The sequence below is a fragment of the Enterococcus sp. CWB-B31 genome (assembly GCF_020567645.1).
Taxonomy (GTDB): Bacteria; Bacillota; Bacilli; order Lactobacillales; family Enterococcaceae; genus Enterococcus_L.
On sequence record NZ_JAJDJW010000020.1, the window covers coordinates 18,180 to 34,810 of the forward strand.

A 16,631-nucleotide genomic window follows, 5' to 3' on the forward strand; every position below is an offset into this window, starting at 1 on the left:
CCTATCCCTCTTTTCCGATTACTGTCTCCAACTGTTGAAACAATTCAAATATTGCCTGTCGCTTCCTCTTTAATGTTGCTTTATTAACAATTATCCGTGCAGAAATATCACAGATATCTTCATAAATTTCAAGTCCGTTTTCTTTCAATGTTGTCCCTGTTTCAACAATATCAACAATTGCATCCGCCAGACCCAAGACTGGTGCTATTTCTACTGAGCCTTCAATTTTAATGATTTCAACATCTTCGCCTTTTTCTCTGAAATAGTCCGAGGCTATAGTTGGATATTTCGTTGCAATCCTTTTTCTCTTATGATCATGAGGCTGGTAAGTGCCTACAGAAGCAACTGAAAATTTACATTTACCGATCTCCAGATCCAGCATTTCATAATATCCGTGAGGATGTTCAAACAGAACATCTTTTCCAACAACACCAAGGTCTGCCACACCATGTCTAACATAAGTCGCCACATCTGCCGCTTTCACCAATAAAAAAGTCAGCGACTGATCTGCATTATGAAAAACCAGTTTCCGCTGTTTGTCATTCATAAATGAAACATCTATACCCGCCTTCTCAAAAAGCTCCAGAGTCTGCCGTTCCAATCTTCCCTTCGTCAGGGCAATTGTCAAATTACTCATTTACCTGTTCACCTACTTTTATTCGGGTTGTCTTTTGTCCTTCTATCAAAACCAGCTCTTCATACTGCCATTTTTTCCCGTATTCCAGCGCTTCTTCCCATGTGTCGAACAGAGAAAGCTCATAGCTTTCATGCTTTTTCACCAGCTCTTCTGCTGCTGAATAATCTGTAATCCCCGCATGAACCAGTACTTTTGGTCGTTCAAGGTCTGCCAGCAATTCCAACCGGTACTGCAAAGCTACCAGTGTATCCAAATTGATGCCAAAGCCTACAGCGGGAATTCCTGTATGTCCAAACTGTTCCACCAGATGATCATATCGGCCGCCCCGCAAAAATACGTCCGGGATTAAATCAGCATAGCCATTGAATAAAATACCGGTATAATAATCCATCAGCGCAACAGAACCTAAATCAACAGTTAACGAAATACTCTTTATATTTGATTGAAGCATCCGAGCCATTGCTTTAAATTCATCAATAACAGTTGCCAGCTTTGTATTTTCAGGTAACAGCTGCTGAGCAGATGCCATCACTTCTTCTACCTCTCCAAAAAGCTTGGGCATCTCTTCAATAAAATGATCCAGCTCACTCGGATGATTTTGGATAAAAACCTTTAATGCACTCAAATTTTTATTACTTAACAGCTCTTTCAACGTTCTGATTTCTTCAGCATTCAATTTCAGATAGGCAGCAATTTCTTTAAATATTCCTGCATGACCAAGTTCAAAATGAAAATTTGGAATATTCAATGTATTCAATATCTCTACAGCACAGCTGACACATTCCAATTCAGCCTTTGCTGAAGTAAAGCCAATCAGCTCAATTCCTGCCTGTGTCAATTCATTCTGTTCTCCCGCCATCTCGTTGTTAAAGCGAAAAACCTTTCCGCTGTATGCCAGCTTTAATGGCAGTTGGATACCTGTCGTTGCCGCTACTCTTCCTATAGGCATAGTCATATCCGGCCGCAGAACAAGTAATCGTCCCTGCTTGTCAAAGAATCGATACAGCAGACCTTCCCCATCATCTGCTTGAAAAACATCTTCAAATTCAATCAATGGTGTATCCACACGTTGATACCCGCGTTTTTTCACAACCTGATTCACCTGCTGCTCCAACTGATATGCACCGTTTGCTTCACGAAATAATTTATCCTTTGTTCCCGACGGCAAGCTGCGATTCCATTTCATATCCATCAAACCCCTTCTCTAACTGCTCATCTTCAATATATATTCATTAATTTACTATGTAATCTCTGTCTTTTTTGTTTATTGCCCTCTTTTTAACTCCCGCATTCGGTCTCATCCATAAATAAGAGTATCCATCCAAATGGTAATCGTCCATTTTCACAGAATACCAAAAAGTCCTCTTGGCAAATAAGCCAAGAGGACGAGAAAGTTTTTTCACGTGGTCCCACCTCAGATTTGTTTTCACCTCACAGCAAAAACCTCTGCTAGTCTACGACTAAAAGCGATAACGGGCAATTCCCGATTTTTCCTACGATTATTCAGAAAAACAATTTACAGGTGTGTTCAACATCCCGCAGTTATTTCCTTGCACCAACCGGAAATTCTCTGAAACTGCTGCAGCTGTCTACTATTCTGATCATTATTTTTTCATTGTATTCTCATTTATTTCTAAAAACTTTACCACGTATTTTCTTGTTAGTCAAGAGCTTACAAAAAAATCAGCTGTAAGTAACACGGAAGTTCTCTACGAATAATCAGGTTATTCATAAAATGAACAGAATCTACTGAGCAACAAGTGCCCTCAATGTTTTATCCACATGCTCAGCTGCCAGCCGACCTTCTCTGATCGCCCAGATCACCAGACTTGGGCCGCGTTTCGCATCACCGGCAACATAGACACGTTCATTATTTGTTGTATAGTTATCATACACTTCTGCAACATCCAGCTGCTCCAGCAAACTTTTTTCAGGTCCGATAAACCCCATTGCCAACAAAACCAAATCAGCTCTCATTGTTTTTTTTGTTCCTTCAATCGGCTGAAAATTCTGATCAACCTGAACTGTTTCCACTCCAATTAGCTGACCCTGTTCTGCACCGATAAAAGAGGTAGTTGACGTTTGATAACTTGTCAGCTCCTCCTTTTGAACAGCCAGTGCTTCTTCCTGTCCATATCCTAATTTATCAGTAAGCGGATATTCCGGCCATGGATTATTCTCCGTTCTGCTTCCAGGCATTTTAGGCGTAATTTCCAGCTGTTTCACAGAAGCGCACCCCTGTCGAATTGCCGATCCAATACAGTCGCTGCCAGTGTCTCCTCCGCCTATCACAACTACATGCTTGCCCTCCAGCTTTTTATTTGCAGCAGCTGTTCCATCCTTCAGTACTTCCTTTGTTGTTTCAGTCAAATAGTCCACCGCAAATTGAACTCCTTGTAATTTCCTACCCTTAACTTTCAAATCTCTTGGCACACTCGCACCCGTTGCCACAATAATTCGATCAAATTCTTGAGACAGCTCTGCTGCTGTAATATCTACCCCTATTTCAGTATTTCCAACAAAATTGATGCCGATTTCCTCCATAACATCAATTCGACGTTGGACCACTGTTTTATCCAGCTTCATATTGGGAATACCATACATTAGCAATCCGCCGAAACGATCTGAGCGTTCATAAACAGTCACTTCATGTCCCAGCTGATTCAATCGCCAGGCAGCAGATAAACCAGCCGGTCCGCTGCCGATAACAGCAACTTTGAACCCCGTCTTTTCTTTGGGTATACCTGTAGGCTTCACCCAGTCATTTTCAAATGCTGTATCAATAATGAAACGTTCATTATCATGAATGGCAACTCCTGATCCATTTAACGCTTCCGTACAGGACTTTTCGCAGGGAGCAGGACAAACCCTTCCAGTCATTTCCGGTAATGGGTTTGTTCTGCTTAAACGTTCCCAGGCTTTTTTGTATTCACCACGATAAACCAGATCATTCCACTCTGGGATAAGATTGTCATTCGGACATCCTGAAACAGCTCTTTTTCCTCCATAAAAAATACCTGTATGACAAAATGGTATACCGCAGTTCATACATCTTGCAGCCTGTTCCTGACGCTCATCCTCCTTTAAAGGAATCTGCAGTTCATTCCAGTCCGCTATTCGTTCATGAACTGGCCGATAAGGATTTTCCTTTCGAGAATAGTTTAAAAATCCAAATGGATCTGCCATACTAGCCACGCTCCTTTATGGTTGTTTTCACTGGTACAGTTTGAGCTCCGATTACCGCTTCAAATGCAGTCTCCAGCAATTCAGTTCCGGAAAGTCCCTCACCTTGAAGCTGCTCAGTTACCTTAATCATCTCATGATATTCTTTTGGATAAACTTTAATGAAATGATGCTGTGTATTTTTCCAATCAGCTAAAATCTCTGCTGCTTTTTCTGATGCTGTATACCGATAATGGTTTTTCAAAAGTTCCTTCAGCTCACTGTCAGAACCTGATTCGCCTAATTGAAATAATTCAACCATCTCCATGTTGCATTTTCCTGAAAACTGTTGTTCAGGATCATAAACATACGCGACTCCTCCAGACATCCCTGCACCAAAATTCCGACCAGTAGTTCCCAGTATCACAGCCACACCGCCCGTCATGTATTCACAGCCATGATCGCCGATCCCTTCAACAACTACATTGGCTCCGCTGTTTCTGACACAGAAGCGTTCGCCGCCCTTTCCTCTGAAATAAGCTTCGCCGCGATTTGCACCGAAACAGGCGACATTTCCAACAATTGGCGACTCCTCTGCTTTATATCCTGCATCTTCAGGAGGAACAATAATTAGACGCCCCCCGCTCAACCCTTTTCCTACATAATCATTTGCTTCACCAGTTAATTTTAATTCCATTCCCTGAGTGATAAAAGCGCCGAAGCTCTGACCGGCAATTCCTTTGTAATGATAATTAAGAAGCCCCGGCTCCAATGCATAATTGCCAAAACGTTCTGCAATCCATCCGCCCATTCTGGCTCCAACTGTTCGATTTACATTATTAATCGTTTCTTCAACATATATTTTTTGATTATTCCTAATCGCTGTTTCAGCAAAAGCATCCAGTTCTTTCCACTGGCGTTTTTCTCTGAAAGGATCTTCACATTTTCTTTCAATTCCCATTGAATGTCCCAGCATTCTGGAAAAATCCAGAGATTTTGCTTTTCCTTTAGCCACAAATTTAGGTTTCAAAATTTCAGCATGACCAATCATTTCATCAATCGTCCTAAATCCAAGATTTGCCATCAACTCTCTTAAATCTTCTGCAATAAACATCATCGCATTGATTACATGTTCCGGTTTACCTGCAAAAAACTTCCTCAGTTCCGGATTTTGAGTTGCGACGCCAACAGGACAGGTATTCAAGCTGCAGACTCGCATCATTACACAGCCGACAGCAACTAAAGCAAGTGAAGCAAAGCTGTATTCTTCAGCTCCAAGCAATGCGGCAATTGCAACATCTCTGCCAGTCATCAGTTTGCCGTCCGTCTCCAATGTCATTCGCTGGCGAAGATTATTTAATGAAAGCGTCTGATGAGCCTCTGCCAAGCCCATCTCCCAAGGCAGTCCCGCATCTCTCACTGAATTCCGCGGAGAAGCCCCTGTACCGCCATCATAGCCGGAAATAACAACCACATCTGCTCCAGCCTTCACAACACCAGTTGCAATTGTTCCAACACCCGTGCTGGAAACCAGCTTTACATTGATTTTGGCATAAGGATTAACCATCTTTAGATCATAAATCAGCTGGGCCAAATCCTCAATTGAATAAATATCATGATGAGGCGGCGGAGATATCAGACGAACACCAGGAGTTGAACCGCGGATTTCTGCGATCCACGGAAAAACTTTATTCCCCGGCAGCTGTCCGCCCTCTCCTGGTTTTGCGCCTTGTGCAATCTTAATCTGCAGCTCTTCTGCACTCATCAGATATTCTGCATTGACACCGAATCGCCCGGATGCAACCTGTTTGATTTTGCTGTTCAAGTTAACCCCGTTTTTCTTCTTTTTAAAACGGCTGCGGTTTTCGCCGCCTTCACCGCTGTTTGACTTGGCATTGATTCGATTCATCGCTTCAGCTATACATTCATGTGCTTCCTGACTTAATGATCCATAACTCATCGCACCAACTTTAAATCGTTTGACAATCGTTTCTGCAGGTTCGACCTCAGAAAGCTTGACAGACGGCCGATCGCTGTGGAATTCCCACATAGCCCGCAAGGTAGTTGGTGTCTCAGTTTCCTCCTGATTCAGCTGCAGTGCATATTTTTTATATTGGTCATAATCACCAGTTCGTACTGCCTGCTGAAAATTATAGATTGTCAGAGGATTGAACAAGTGATGTTCGCCGTCTGCCTTATATTGAAAACTCCCGCCGGAAGGCAGAAAATCATTTTCCTTTTCCCCGTATGCAGCTGTATAGCGACACAAATATTCATTTTCCACCTGTTCCAAAGTCAATCCGCCGATTCGGCTGGCTGTTCCCGTGAAAAACTGGTTGACAACTTTTTCTGAGAGTCCGACTGCTTCAAATAATTGTGCACCGTGATAGCCGGCAATAGTGGAAATACCCATTCTCGACATAATTTTGACAATCCCTTTTTCGGCAGCCGTACGATACGTTTCACTTTTTTCAGACAAATGATAGTCTTTTAACGTTTCGTATGCACCGTATGGATGAACAGCACTTGCGCCATATCCAATCAAAGTTGCATAGTGGTGAACCTCACAAACTTCTGCTGAATCAGCAATGATCGAAGCCAGTCCCCGTTTGCCCTGCCGCACCAGATAATTATGCAGACCTGATACAGCGAGCAGAATCGGGATGGCCATCTGCCCTTCTTTCCTATCGCTGTCAGAGAGGATGATAATCGTTGCTCCCTCATCAATTTTTTCTTCCACCTGCTTAAACATTGTTTCCAATGCTCTGAACAGACGATCAGGAACTTCCGGTTTCAATGAATACTGAATGGTCTGGACCCTGCTCTTTTGTCCATGACTATCCAGCCGACGGATTTTTTCAAAATCCTCTGTTGATAAAACAGGACTGTTGATTTTCAGTTTATTACAGTTTTCTGCCTGATCTGTCAGCAGATTCCTGTCCCGTCCCAAAAACATCTCGGTTCCAATCACTAGTTTTTCCCGAATGGCATCAATTGGCGGATTGGTCACCTGGGCAAACTGCTGCTTAAAATAAGTAAACAGAGACTGCGGCTTATCACTTAGTACTGCCAGCGGAGAATCATAGCCCATTGAAATAACCGGCTCTTCCCCTTTTTCAGCCATTGGCAGAAGGTTCATTCGAATAATTTCATCTGTATAGCCGTTAAGCTTCCATAAATGATTCAATTCCTCTTGGCTTAATACCGATTGGGCTTCTTCCTGAACTTGAGGCAGCTGTTCAATTGTCAGCTGCTGCTCGTTCAGCCATTTTCTGTAGGGATGCTGACTTGCATAATATTCCTTTAGTTCCTCATTGCGGTAAAATTTTCCTTTTATAGTATCCACCAAAATCATGTTGGCAGGTCCCAAAACGCCTTTTTCAATCACTCTTGAAGGTTCTAGCTCTACAACCCCTGACTCTGATGCAGCAATAATATAATTATCTTTTGTAATGGAATACCTGGAAGGCCGCAGACCATTACGATCCAAAGCAGCTCCGACGATTTCCCCATCAGTAAAACATAGCGCTGCCGGTCCGTCCCACGGAGCCATAAAGCTTGAATTGTACTCATAAAATGCAGCAATATCATCTTTCAAATCGGCTTCCTCAGACCATGCTTCTGGAACCATCATCATCAGTGCCTGTGGAATATCCCGACCATTTCGATAAAGAAGCTCCATACAGTTCTCCAGCTTGGCTGAGTCTGAATTCTCTTCATTGTATACTTCAATATGATGGCTGTGCATCCAATTTTCGGCCCCTCTCAGGGTATTGATCTCGCCATTATGTGCTAAAAACCTGAAGGGCTGTGCCCGATCCCAGCTGGGAAATGTATTGGTTGAAAAACGTGAGTGAATCAGTGCGATACTGCTTTCCAGTGTTTTGTCCTGTAAGTCAGGATAAAACAAACGCACTTGATATGCATGAAGCATTCCTTTATAGACAATTGTTTTTGAGGATAAACTGCAAATTGACAGTTCGGTGGGTGAATAATTCTTTTCGATCTTTCGACGAAGCTGGAACAGCTGGTCTTCAAATTCTCTGCCGCTTTCCACGTCAACCGGTTTTTCAACAAAAAGCTGAACAAAACCCGGCATTACTTTTTGAGCACCTGGTCCGCAGTACTCAAAGGAAAAAGGAACTTCTCTTTCCCAAATAACACGATATCCGGCATTTTTCACTTCGGTCACTACCGAATGAAGCAACGCTTTCTTTTCTGTTTCTTCCTGATGTAAAAAAAGCATAGCCACACCATAGTCATTTTTATCCGGCAGCATTATTTGTTCAGTGGCTGCCTTCTTCTGAAAAAAAGTATCCGGCATAGCCATCAGAATACCTGCCCCATCTCCAGTATCAGGTTCTGCACCAGTACCTCCGCGATGGTTCATTCTTTCCAGCATGGTCAGGGCATGATTAATCAGCTGATGAGAAGCAATGCCGTCAATTTGAGCAATAAAGCCCATTCCACAGGCATCTTTTTCAAAAGAAGAATCATACATCATTGGTTTTGCAGCTTTGGTTTCTTTTCCCATTCATAATCAGTCCCTTTAAATAGTTTGAAAATTCTCAATTTTTTTTAACAGTTTACATGTTTATGAAAAAGAATACAAGAAAAATTTGAAAACATCTGAAAAATAACGAATGTAATCTGATTAGACGGTGAATTTATGAAAAGAAAAGAATTTGAATAAAAGTTTTTCGTTTACTATCTTATTGAATGGTCAAATAGAAATTTTTCTGATAAACTATTTTTGATGGCTCCTGAGAAAGGATGAATAATATGACGCCAAATCGAGAAGATTATCTCAAACTCATTTTTGAACTGGGTGGAGATGAAAATAAAATTAATAATAAACACATTGTATCTGGTCTAAATGTTTCTGCGGCTTCTGTCAGTGAAATGATTTCCAAGCTTGTGAAGGAAGGACTGGTCCAGCATTCTCCTTATCAGGGGGTGCAGCTGACAGAACTGGGGTTAACAAAAGCAAGTACATTAATTCGCAAGCATCGACTATGGGAAGTATTTTTGGTGGAGCATTTAAATTATTCCTGGAATGAAGTCCACAATGATGCGGAGGTCCTTGAACATGTTACCTCGGAAACACTGGCAGATCGTCTGTCCCACTATCTGGGTAACCCCCAATTTTGCCCTCATGGGGGAGTCATTCCTGAAGCAAATCAGCCAGTTCATGAAGAGAAACATCAAACACTGGCGGATTATCCTGCAGGTACAAAAATCCGTATTGCCAGAGTATTGGATGAAAAAGAGCTGCTGGATTATCTAGTCTCAATCAATTTGAATATTCATGAAACGTTCATGATTGAAGAGATCGCAGCCTATGAAGGTCCGATCACCATTAAAAATACTGACAAGACACTGGTCGTCAGTTATAAGGCAGCAAGCACAATTTTTGTTGATCCATTATAAAATATACTTTTTCAAGGCTGTTACACAGGAAATCAAAACCAATACTGACCAGCCGTTATTCTAAAAAAGTTCTTTAAAGATTTTAACAGCAATAGAAAAATTATCCCTGAGATTTATATTGATCTCAGGCAGACTGCAGGAGGAATAGAATGAACGAGAAAGTTGCACTTTTTACCATATTTGGAGGGACAGGAGATTTAGCTAAAAGAAAGCTCTATCCTTCTCTTTTCAGACTCTACCGAAAAGGAAATCTCGGTGAACATTTTGCCGTAATCGGAACTGCCCGCAGAGAGTGGTCGGACGAACATTATCGGGAAATCGTCCGGGAAACAATACAGGATCTAAATCCTTCGCAGGAAGAAGCCGATTCTTTTTCAGATCATTTTTATTATCAGTCTCATAATGTAAATGATACAGAGCATTACGATACGCTCAAAAACCTAGCAGATAAATTGGATGAAAAGTATCAGCTGCAGGGAAATCGAATTTTTTATTTGGCAATGGCTCCTCAATTCTTCGATACCATTGTCAAACATTTGAAGTCTCAAAAGATCTTAACAGAAAATGGGTTTGATCGCTTAATCATTGAAAAACCTTTCGGAACGGATTATAAGACAGCTCTTCAATTAAACAAATCCATTCGAGCGGTCTTTCCTGAAGAAGATATTTTCAGAATTGATCACTATTTAGGGAAAGAAATGATTCAAAATATTTCTGCTATCCGCTTTGCCAATAATATCTTTGAATCTCAATGGAATAATCGTTACATTGACAATATCCAGATTACCTTTGCTGAAAGTTTAGGTGTGGAAGATCGCGGTGGATATTACGAAAGCAGCGGTGCCTTGAAAGATATGGTTCAAAACCATATTCTGCAGGTTCTTTCTTTACTTGCCATGGAACCTCCAGTAACATTTTCTGAAGAAGAAATACGTGTGGAAAAAATTAAAGCACTAAAGGCTATTCGCCTTTATACAGAAGAAGAAGCCCTAAAGAATTTTGTACGTGGGCAATACAGCTCCGGTTCTCTGAATAATGAAGCATTTATCGGATATCGTGAGGAAGCAAATGTTGAAAAAGATTCTCAAACAGAGACATTTGCTGCAGGAAAGTTCTATATTGACAACTTCCGCTGGTCTGGCGTTCCATTCTACATTCGTACTGGAAAACGACTGACTGAAAAAGGAACAAGAATCAATATCGTCTTTAAACAGGTTCCTGTAAATGTATTTAAGGATGATGTGGAAGAGTGTATAGAAAAAACAAACCTGCCGCCTAATATCCTGACTATTTATATTCAGCCGACTGAAGGCTTCTCCATGACATTGAACGGTAAAGAAATCGGACAGGGTTTCACAACAGCACCTGTGAAACTGGATTATCGGAATACAGCCAAAACAACAGCAAACAGTCCTGAAGCTTATGAAAAGTTAATGCTGGATTGTTTAAATGGAGATGGAACAAACTTCTCTCACTGGGATGAAGTTGCTCAGTCTTGGCACATTATTGACATTATCCGTCATGCATGGGACAAAACAACTGTTGATTTCCCTAATTATACAGCTGGAACCATGGGACCTGAAGCAGCCTTTAAATTATTGGAAGAAGATGGTTTCCATTGGATCTGGCAGCCGGATATCTGGTATCGTGAACGTGGACAGCTGGAAGAATAATCAACGTTTATCACTAGCAATAAACTCATCTATCACTGCTATTAAGAAAAGCCTCTCGGGAAAAAATTCTCGAGAGGTTTTTAAAATAGTAAATTTATTAATCTTCAAATCCTTCTGCTACTGCTTCTGGATAATGCTCTTCAACGATTGCTGCACAGCGACCGCACAAATGGGGCATTTTTTCATCTGTCCCTACATCTGTTTTTACAGAACGGCAGCGTTCACAGGTTTCACCTGCTGCTGCTTCAACTAAAACAGCCATATCTGCAAAGCTATGTGCATTTTCTGGCACTTCAACACCTTCTCCGGCAATTTCAAAGTCGGACACAATCAGCAGCTGTGCAATATCCGCATCAACAGCTGTCAGCAGCTGACGAACTACTTCACTCGGATAAACAGTAACTTTTGCTTCCAGAGATTTTCCAATCATTTTGGCATTACGTGCTTCTTCCAGCGCTTTTAGGACGTTATCTCTAAACTCCATAAATGCAGCCCAGGTGTCCATCAGCTCATCCTGATTGGCAAATTGTTCATAGCCTGGAAATTCAGAAAGCTGAACATAGCTTTCTTCTTCTTTTAAGAAGCTCCAGATTTCTTCAGAAGTATGAGGAATAATTGGTGTTAATAATTTTGTTAAAGAAACAGCTGTTTGATAAAATACAGTCTGCATGCAACGACGCTGATAGTCATTTTCTGCTTCAATATAGACAACATCTTTGGCAAAATCCAAGTAGAAAGAGGAAAGGTCCACTGTCAGGAAATTCACCACTGTACGATAGATTTGCATGAAATTGTATTTTTCATAGCCTTTTTTACGGATTTCTTTAATAGCCTGATTCAAACGAACCATCATATATTTATCAACTGAACGCAGCTCTTCAAAAGATACTGAGTGTTCTGAAGGCTCAAAATCACTTGTATTGGCAAGCAGGAAGCGCATCGTGTTGCGAATCTTACGATAGACTTCAGATACCTGATTTAAAATATCCATGGACACACGGACATCCGACTCAGAATCAACACTACTCACCCACAGCCGCAGAATATCTGCCCCCATTTGTTTGATCACTTTATCTGGAAGAATCGTGTTCCCTAGGGATTTACTCATTTTGCGCCCTTCTCCATCCAAAGTGAACCCTTGTGAAAGAACAGCTTTATACGGGGCAACACCATTAATTGCCACACTTGTTGTAATACTTGAATTAAACCAGCCGCGGTATTGGTCTGATCCTTCAAGATACATATCTGCAGGGAAGCTCAGCTCAGGACGCTGACGCAGAACTGCTTCATGTGAAGAACCAGAGTCAAACCAAACATCCATGATATCTGTTTCTTTTGTGAACGTGCCATTTGGCGAACCTGCATGAGTAAAGCCTTCCGGGAGAAGCGCCTTTGCTTCTCTTTCATACCAGATATTTGATCCATATTCCGCAAATAAATCAGCTACATGTTCAATTGTTTCCGGCGTGATAATCGCTTCACCATTTTCTGCATAGAAAATCGGCAGCGGAACACCCCAGGCACGCTGACGGGAGATAACCCAATCGCCGCGGTCACGAATCATATTGTAAAGACGCGTTTTACCCCAAGGTATAATCCAATCTACTCTTTCAACCTCATCAAGAATATTCTGACGGAATTTATCAATGGATGCAAACCATTGAGATGTCGCCCGGTAAATTACTGGTTTCTTTGTCCGCCAGTCATGCGGATAGCTGTGAGTAAAGAAATCCAGTTTCAACAGTGCATCTTTCTCATCCAGTAATGCAGTAATCATCGGGTTCGCTTTATCATAGAAGACTCCTTCAAAGCCTGGTGCTTCTTCAGTAAAGATACCTCGACTATCCACTGGCGATAATACGTCCAAATTATATTTTTTACCGACAATATAGTCATCTTCCCCATGGCCGGGAGCTGTATGAACCAGCCCGGTACCAGCTTCCAATGTCACATGATCACCAAGCATAACCAATGAAGTCCGATCATAAAACGGATGTTGAGCAGTCATATACTCCATAGCTTTTCCGGAGATCGTCTCAAGGATTTCAACATCCTCCCAGTCAATCGCTTCTTTTACCTGATCCAAAAGGTCTTTAGCCACTACATATTTTTTGCCGTAAGCTTTCACAACAACATACTGATAATCAGGATTTACAGAAATCCCCAAATTTGCCGGAAGCGTCCACGGAGTCGTTGTCCAGATTACTAAAGAAGTATCTGTATCCAAAATCCCTTTGCCATCCACAATTTTAAACGCTACAAAGATTGAAGGCGATTTAACATCTTTATATTCAATTTCTGCTTCTGCCAATGAAGATTCACTTGAGGGTGACCAGTAGATCGGCTTCAAACCTTTGTAAATATAGCCCTTTTCAGCCATTTTTCCAAATACACGGATTTCTGCCGCTTCATAAGAAGGGTCCAAAGTAATGTATGGATGCTCCCAGTCACCGCCAATTCCCAATCGTTTAAAGTCATTTTTCTGCGTATCTACCTGTGAACGTGCATACTCTTCACATTTTTTACGATATTCTGCAAGTGTCATATCTTTCCGCTTTACACCTTTATTCGTTAAAACCTGTTCAATTGGCAAACCATGTGTGTCCCAGCCGGGTACGTATGGCGAACGATATCCTGACATTGATTTAAAACGTACAATGATATCCTTGCTGATTTTGTTTAGAGCGTGACCCAAGTGAATATTTCCATTCGCATAAGGAGGTCCGTCATGCAGAATAAAGGTCGGTTTTCCTTCGTTTAGTTTTTGTCTTTTTTCATAAATCTCTTTTTCTTCCCAGTCTTTTTGCCATTCTACTTCTCTGTTTGGCAGGTTCCCACGCATGGGAAAAGCTGTTTTCCCAAGTTGTAAGGTATCTTTCATTTTCATTCTAACATCCTCGCTTTCAGTCTCTGCTGCGTATTCATTGTTTATTAAAAATTTTACTTCGCTCTGAGAAACATAAAAATTTATCAGATCATGCTTTACCTAATAAAATAAAGCAGAAAAGCACCTTCATCCCAAGGGACGAAAGTGCTCGTGATACCACCCAAATTTAGAATCATTGAAAACAAATGATTCCCTCTGATGATCGCTAACGAAATCACCCGCCAGATTCTACTACCCGTTCAAATCTGATTATGAATAGAGGATCTTTTTAACAGCAGGGTCTGTCAATCTCACACCATCATTGACTCGCTTAAAAGAATACTGTTAATCTTTCTGTTCTATTCGTCTTTTACTGAATCTTCTTCTGAAGAGTCATCATCTAAAAAATTCATTGATTCTGATAATTCATCATTCAGCTTCTTCGCATCTTCAAGAGAAACAATTGATTCCGGTGCTTTCTCAGGATCTGCCTCCAACTCATCAAGTTCTTTTGAAAGAACCTCCTGAATCACTGTATGCGAGTCGCTTACATAGCTTGAGAATGGTTTTAACAAATCGTTCCATTCTTCGCTTTTCACTTGTTCTAACTGAGTTTCCAGCATTAGAGTCAGGCGTTGGTGGAATACTCTTGTTTTCTTCTTGAGATCATCTGTTTCCACAGCCAGCTGTCTTGCACGGTTCGTTGCTTCTGTTAAAATCTCTGTTGCTTTATCTTCGGCAGCCGTAACCAATGCATTAGAACGTCTTTCTGCATTGGAAAGCATTTCATTTGCTGTATTTTCAGCAGACGTAACAATGACTTCTGATTCTTTTGTCGCACTGTTTTTCACTTTATCAGCAGTGTCCTGTGCAACAATAATTGACTGATTCAAAGCATCCTTCAATTCATTAAAGTACTGCAGTTTTTCTTCAGCATGTTTTAAAGATTTTTCCAGTTCACGGACTTTCTGTATGGAATCTTCATAATCCTTTGTTACCTGATCCAGAAAATCATCGACTTCATCTTGATTATACCCTCTCATCTTTGTTGAGAAAGCTTTATTTTGAATATCCAGTGGGGTTAATGCCATAATTTTTCACCTCATCCATTTATTTTCGCAGTACTCCCAATAACAAACGATATTTATCTTTTTTTGTCTTACCTTCTAACTCCTGTATCTGTATTCGGCCAAAGCCTCTTACAGAAATAATATCCAACAACTCCAAAGGAAAATCGGGTCGAGTATTTTCAGCCCAGTTGATTTTGACCTTTCCAGATTCTATCAGCTGCTTGGATCGCTGTCTAGAGATGTTGTATACTGTTGAAATCAAATTATCCAATCGCAAGGAACTAACTGTCGTTCTTTCCGCTGTCCATTCATCTTTTGGCACAATGATTTTCGTATAGTTTCTTGGCTCCAGCCGCACAGCTACTTTTCCAATTTTCTCTACTTGAGCAGTAATAAAATTCATCGTTTCTTCAGAAATAAATACCTGCCATTTCTCCCCATCGGAAATGATATCTCCAAAATACTCACGCTTAATACCTGTACTTACCAAAGTACCTAATATTTTCCCATGAGACAGGGAAGCAAATTTTATTGGATAAACGATTTCAAACAATTCGATTTTAAAATCTTCAATGGTTGGCTCATAGTAATCTGGAAAAATCAAACATCTCTTTCTTTCAGCTTGTTCATATCCTCCATAAAAGCGAAAAGATAACTCACTGTCTTGACGAATAATAGTCTCTACAATATAAGCCTGTCTGGGATCTAAAAACTCAGTTAAATAAGGTGCATATTGATCTTCTACTCTTTCCAGCCAGTCTCCGACTGAATCAATAAAAGGATGCTCATCTTTACGGAAATGCTGATACACATTTTCATTCATAGATAAACCACCCTTCTTCGATTAATATCCTAATAGTAGTCTCACAATAAAATTTAAACCCCAGCTTACCAGATTTAATGCAAGAATGCCGACTACCACATTGAGACTGACCATGCCAAAATTCAGATTTAGTCGGTCAAACAAATTCAAATACGGTTCACATAGTCTTGCGACGATTCGACCCAATAATGAATTATAAGCTCCTGGAAGCCATGAAAGTAATGCATAAATGACTAGTATCCATGAATAAATTTGAACGGCTTTATTAATTAAATAGATAATCTGAATAAATAAGAGCATATTTACCTCCTAAGACTAAAAATCAAACATTTGTTTTTTAGCTAATGACTGCGCTGTTGCACTGTCTATTTCCATATTTGATGGTGTACACAAGAAGATTTCATCTCCAACGCGCTGTATATCGCCATCTAATGCATAGACTGCTCCGGTAAGAAAATCAACAATCCTTCTTGCCTGACTTTCTTCAACCAAATGAAAATTCACTAAAACAGCTTCATCCACGATAATATGTTTTGCAATATTCATTGCTTCTGAATAAACTCTAGGTTCAATGATTGATATTTTCACAGGTTTTCCCGAATGATTGAACTCCTGAGAATTGGCTGAATTACTGGAATTGCGCATGGAGACAACCTTTTTCTCATTATATGATCTTGTCTGATGCCTATTACCATTGTTTGGATTTGACGCTTCCTCAGTCGAGCGATAACGAGCGGATGGTTTACCGCTCAAAGGTTCAGAGCTGGATCTGTAATAATCCTGACGCTGAGCAGTCTGCTGCTGAGGAACCGCCTGTTGCTGCCGTGGCTGCTGTCTCGGCTGTCTTGGTTGTTCGTTCACAGCGCTTTTTTCCACATAGCTGTCGTAATTATCGTATTCATCTTCACTGGATAATCCAAAAAAGTTTGATAATGCATTCTTATTAAAAATTGACATAGATTCCCCTCCT

Annotated in this window: 11 protein-coding genes and 1 other annotated feature; of the genes, 2 read left to right on the top strand and 9 right to left on the bottom strand. The window is 40.8% G+C overall.

Going from position 1 to position 16,631, the window contains the following annotated elements; translation table 11 throughout:
- Position 1: 1 nt before the first annotated feature.
- The 4 genes from hisG to gltB form a co-directional block, all read right to left on the bottom strand.
- A complete protein-coding gene (gene hisG, locus LI954_RS14270) occupies positions 2-637 on the bottom strand; it encodes an ATP phosphoribosyltransferase (protein WP_229442547.1) in 636 nt (211 codons plus the stop codon).
- Positions 630-1,829: an ATP phosphoribosyltransferase regulatory subunit gene (hisZ, locus tag LI954_RS14275; protein ID WP_229442549.1), complete on the bottom strand. Its 1,200-nt coding sequence runs from the start codon at positions 1,827-1,829 to the stop codon at positions 630-632. Before hisZ ends, hisG begins: the two co-directional genes overlap by 8 nt.
- Before the next feature lie 186 nt (positions 1,830-2,015).
- Positions 2,016-2,251 (bottom strand) — a binding site (T-box leader).
- Between the two features lie 132 nt (positions 2,252-2,383).
- On the bottom strand, positions 2,384-3,823 hold the full coding sequence (locus tag LI954_RS14280) for a glutamate synthase subunit beta (protein WP_229444792.1): 1,440 nt from the start codon (positions 3,821-3,823) through the stop codon (positions 2,384-2,386).
- A 1-nt stretch (position 3,824) separates the two neighbouring features.
- Positions 3,825-8,333: a glutamate synthase large subunit gene (gene gltB, locus LI954_RS14285; protein WP_229444793.1), complete on the bottom strand. Its 4,509-nt coding sequence runs from the start codon at positions 8,331-8,333 to the stop codon at positions 3,825-3,827.
- Positions 8,334-8,581: 248 nt separating this feature from the next.
- Between gltB and LI954_RS14290 the strand changes: the two genes are divergently transcribed.
- On the top strand, positions 8,582-9,229 hold the full coding sequence (locus LI954_RS14290) for a metal-dependent transcriptional regulator (RefSeq protein WP_229444794.1): 648 nt from the start codon (positions 8,582-8,584) through the stop codon (positions 9,227-9,229).
- A gap of 149 nt (positions 9,230-9,378) precedes the next feature.
- Entirely contained in the window at positions 9,379-10,902 is a 1,524-nt protein-coding gene (gene zwf, locus LI954_RS14295) for a glucose-6-phosphate dehydrogenase (RefSeq protein ID WP_202064384.1), read from the top strand.
- Positions 10,903-10,999: 97 nt separating this feature from the next.
- On the opposite strand, the gene ileS is transcribed toward zwf, so the two are convergent.
- The 5 genes from ileS to LI954_RS14320 all read right to left on the bottom strand — a co-directional run bounded on the left by ileS (position 11,000) and on the right by LI954_RS14320 (position 16,618).
- Positions 11,000-13,789 (bottom strand): isoleucine--tRNA ligase, encoded by a 2,790-nt coding sequence (ileS, locus tag LI954_RS14300; RefSeq protein WP_229444795.1) that lies wholly within the window; start codon positions 13,787-13,789, stop codon positions 11,000-11,002.
- Between the two features lie 338 nt (positions 13,790-14,127).
- Positions 14,128-14,859, bottom strand: a complete 732-nt coding sequence (locus LI954_RS14305) for a DivIVA domain-containing protein (protein WP_202064381.1) — start codon at positions 14,857-14,859, stop codon at positions 14,128-14,130.
- A 19-nt stretch (positions 14,860-14,878) separates the two neighbouring features.
- Positions 14,879-15,661 (bottom strand): RNA-binding protein, encoded by a 783-nt coding sequence (locus LI954_RS14310; RefSeq protein WP_202064379.1) that lies wholly within the window; start codon positions 15,659-15,661, stop codon positions 14,879-14,881.
- Positions 15,662-15,682: 21 nt separating this feature from the next.
- The gene (locus LI954_RS14315) at positions 15,683-15,961 is read right to left on the bottom strand and encodes a YggT family protein (RefSeq protein ID WP_202064377.1); all 279 of its coding nucleotides are present in this window, start codon (positions 15,959-15,961) and stop codon (positions 15,683-15,685) included.
- A gap of 15 nt (positions 15,962-15,976) precedes the next feature.
- Positions 15,977-16,618 carry a cell division protein SepF gene (locus tag LI954_RS14320; protein ID WP_202064375.1) on the bottom strand — a complete coding sequence of 214 codons (642 nt, stop codon included), beginning with the start codon at positions 16,616-16,618 and terminating at the stop codon, positions 15,977-15,979.
- Between the last annotated feature and the right edge of the window lie 13 nt (positions 16,619-16,631).

Excerpts from the sequence above, each read along its gene's own strand:
- hisG (WP_229442547.1), bottom strand. The coding sequence starts at position 637 with ATGAGTAATTTGACAATTGCCCTGACGAAGGGAAGATTGGAACGGCAG.
- hisZ (WP_229442549.1), bottom strand. The coding sequence starts at position 1,829 with ATGGATATGAAATGGAATCGCAGCTTGCCGTCGGGAACAAAGGATAAA.
- LI954_RS14280 (WP_229444792.1), bottom strand. The coding sequence starts at position 3,823 with ATGGCAGATCCATTTGGATTTTTAAACTATTCTCGAAAGGAAAATCCT.
- gltB (WP_229444793.1), bottom strand. The coding sequence starts at position 8,333 with ATGGGAAAAGAAACCAAAGCTGCAAAACCAATGATGTATGATTCTTCT.
- LI954_RS14290 (WP_229444794.1), top strand. The coding sequence starts at position 8,582 with ATGACGCCAAATCGAGAAGATTATCTCAAACTCATTTTTGAACTGGGT.
- zwf (WP_202064384.1), top strand. The coding sequence starts at position 9,379 with ATGAACGAGAAAGTTGCACTTTTTACCATATTTGGAGGGACAGGAGAT.
- ileS (WP_229444795.1), bottom strand. The coding sequence starts at position 13,789 with ATGAAAATGAAAGATACCTTACAACTTGGGAAAACAGCTTTTCCCATG.
- LI954_RS14305 (WP_202064381.1), bottom strand. The coding sequence starts at position 14,859 with ATGGCATTAACCCCACTGGATATTCAAAATAAAGCTTTCTCAACAAAG.
- LI954_RS14310 (WP_202064379.1), bottom strand. The coding sequence starts at position 15,661 with ATGAATGAAAATGTGTATCAGCATTTCCGTAAAGATGAGCATCCTTTT.
- LI954_RS14315 (WP_202064377.1), bottom strand. The coding sequence starts at position 15,961 with ATGCTCTTATTTATTCAGATTATCTATTTAATTAATAAAGCCGTTCAA.
- LI954_RS14320 (WP_202064375.1), bottom strand. The coding sequence starts at position 16,618 with ATGTCAATTTTTAATAAGAATGCATTATCAAACTTTTTTGGATTATCC.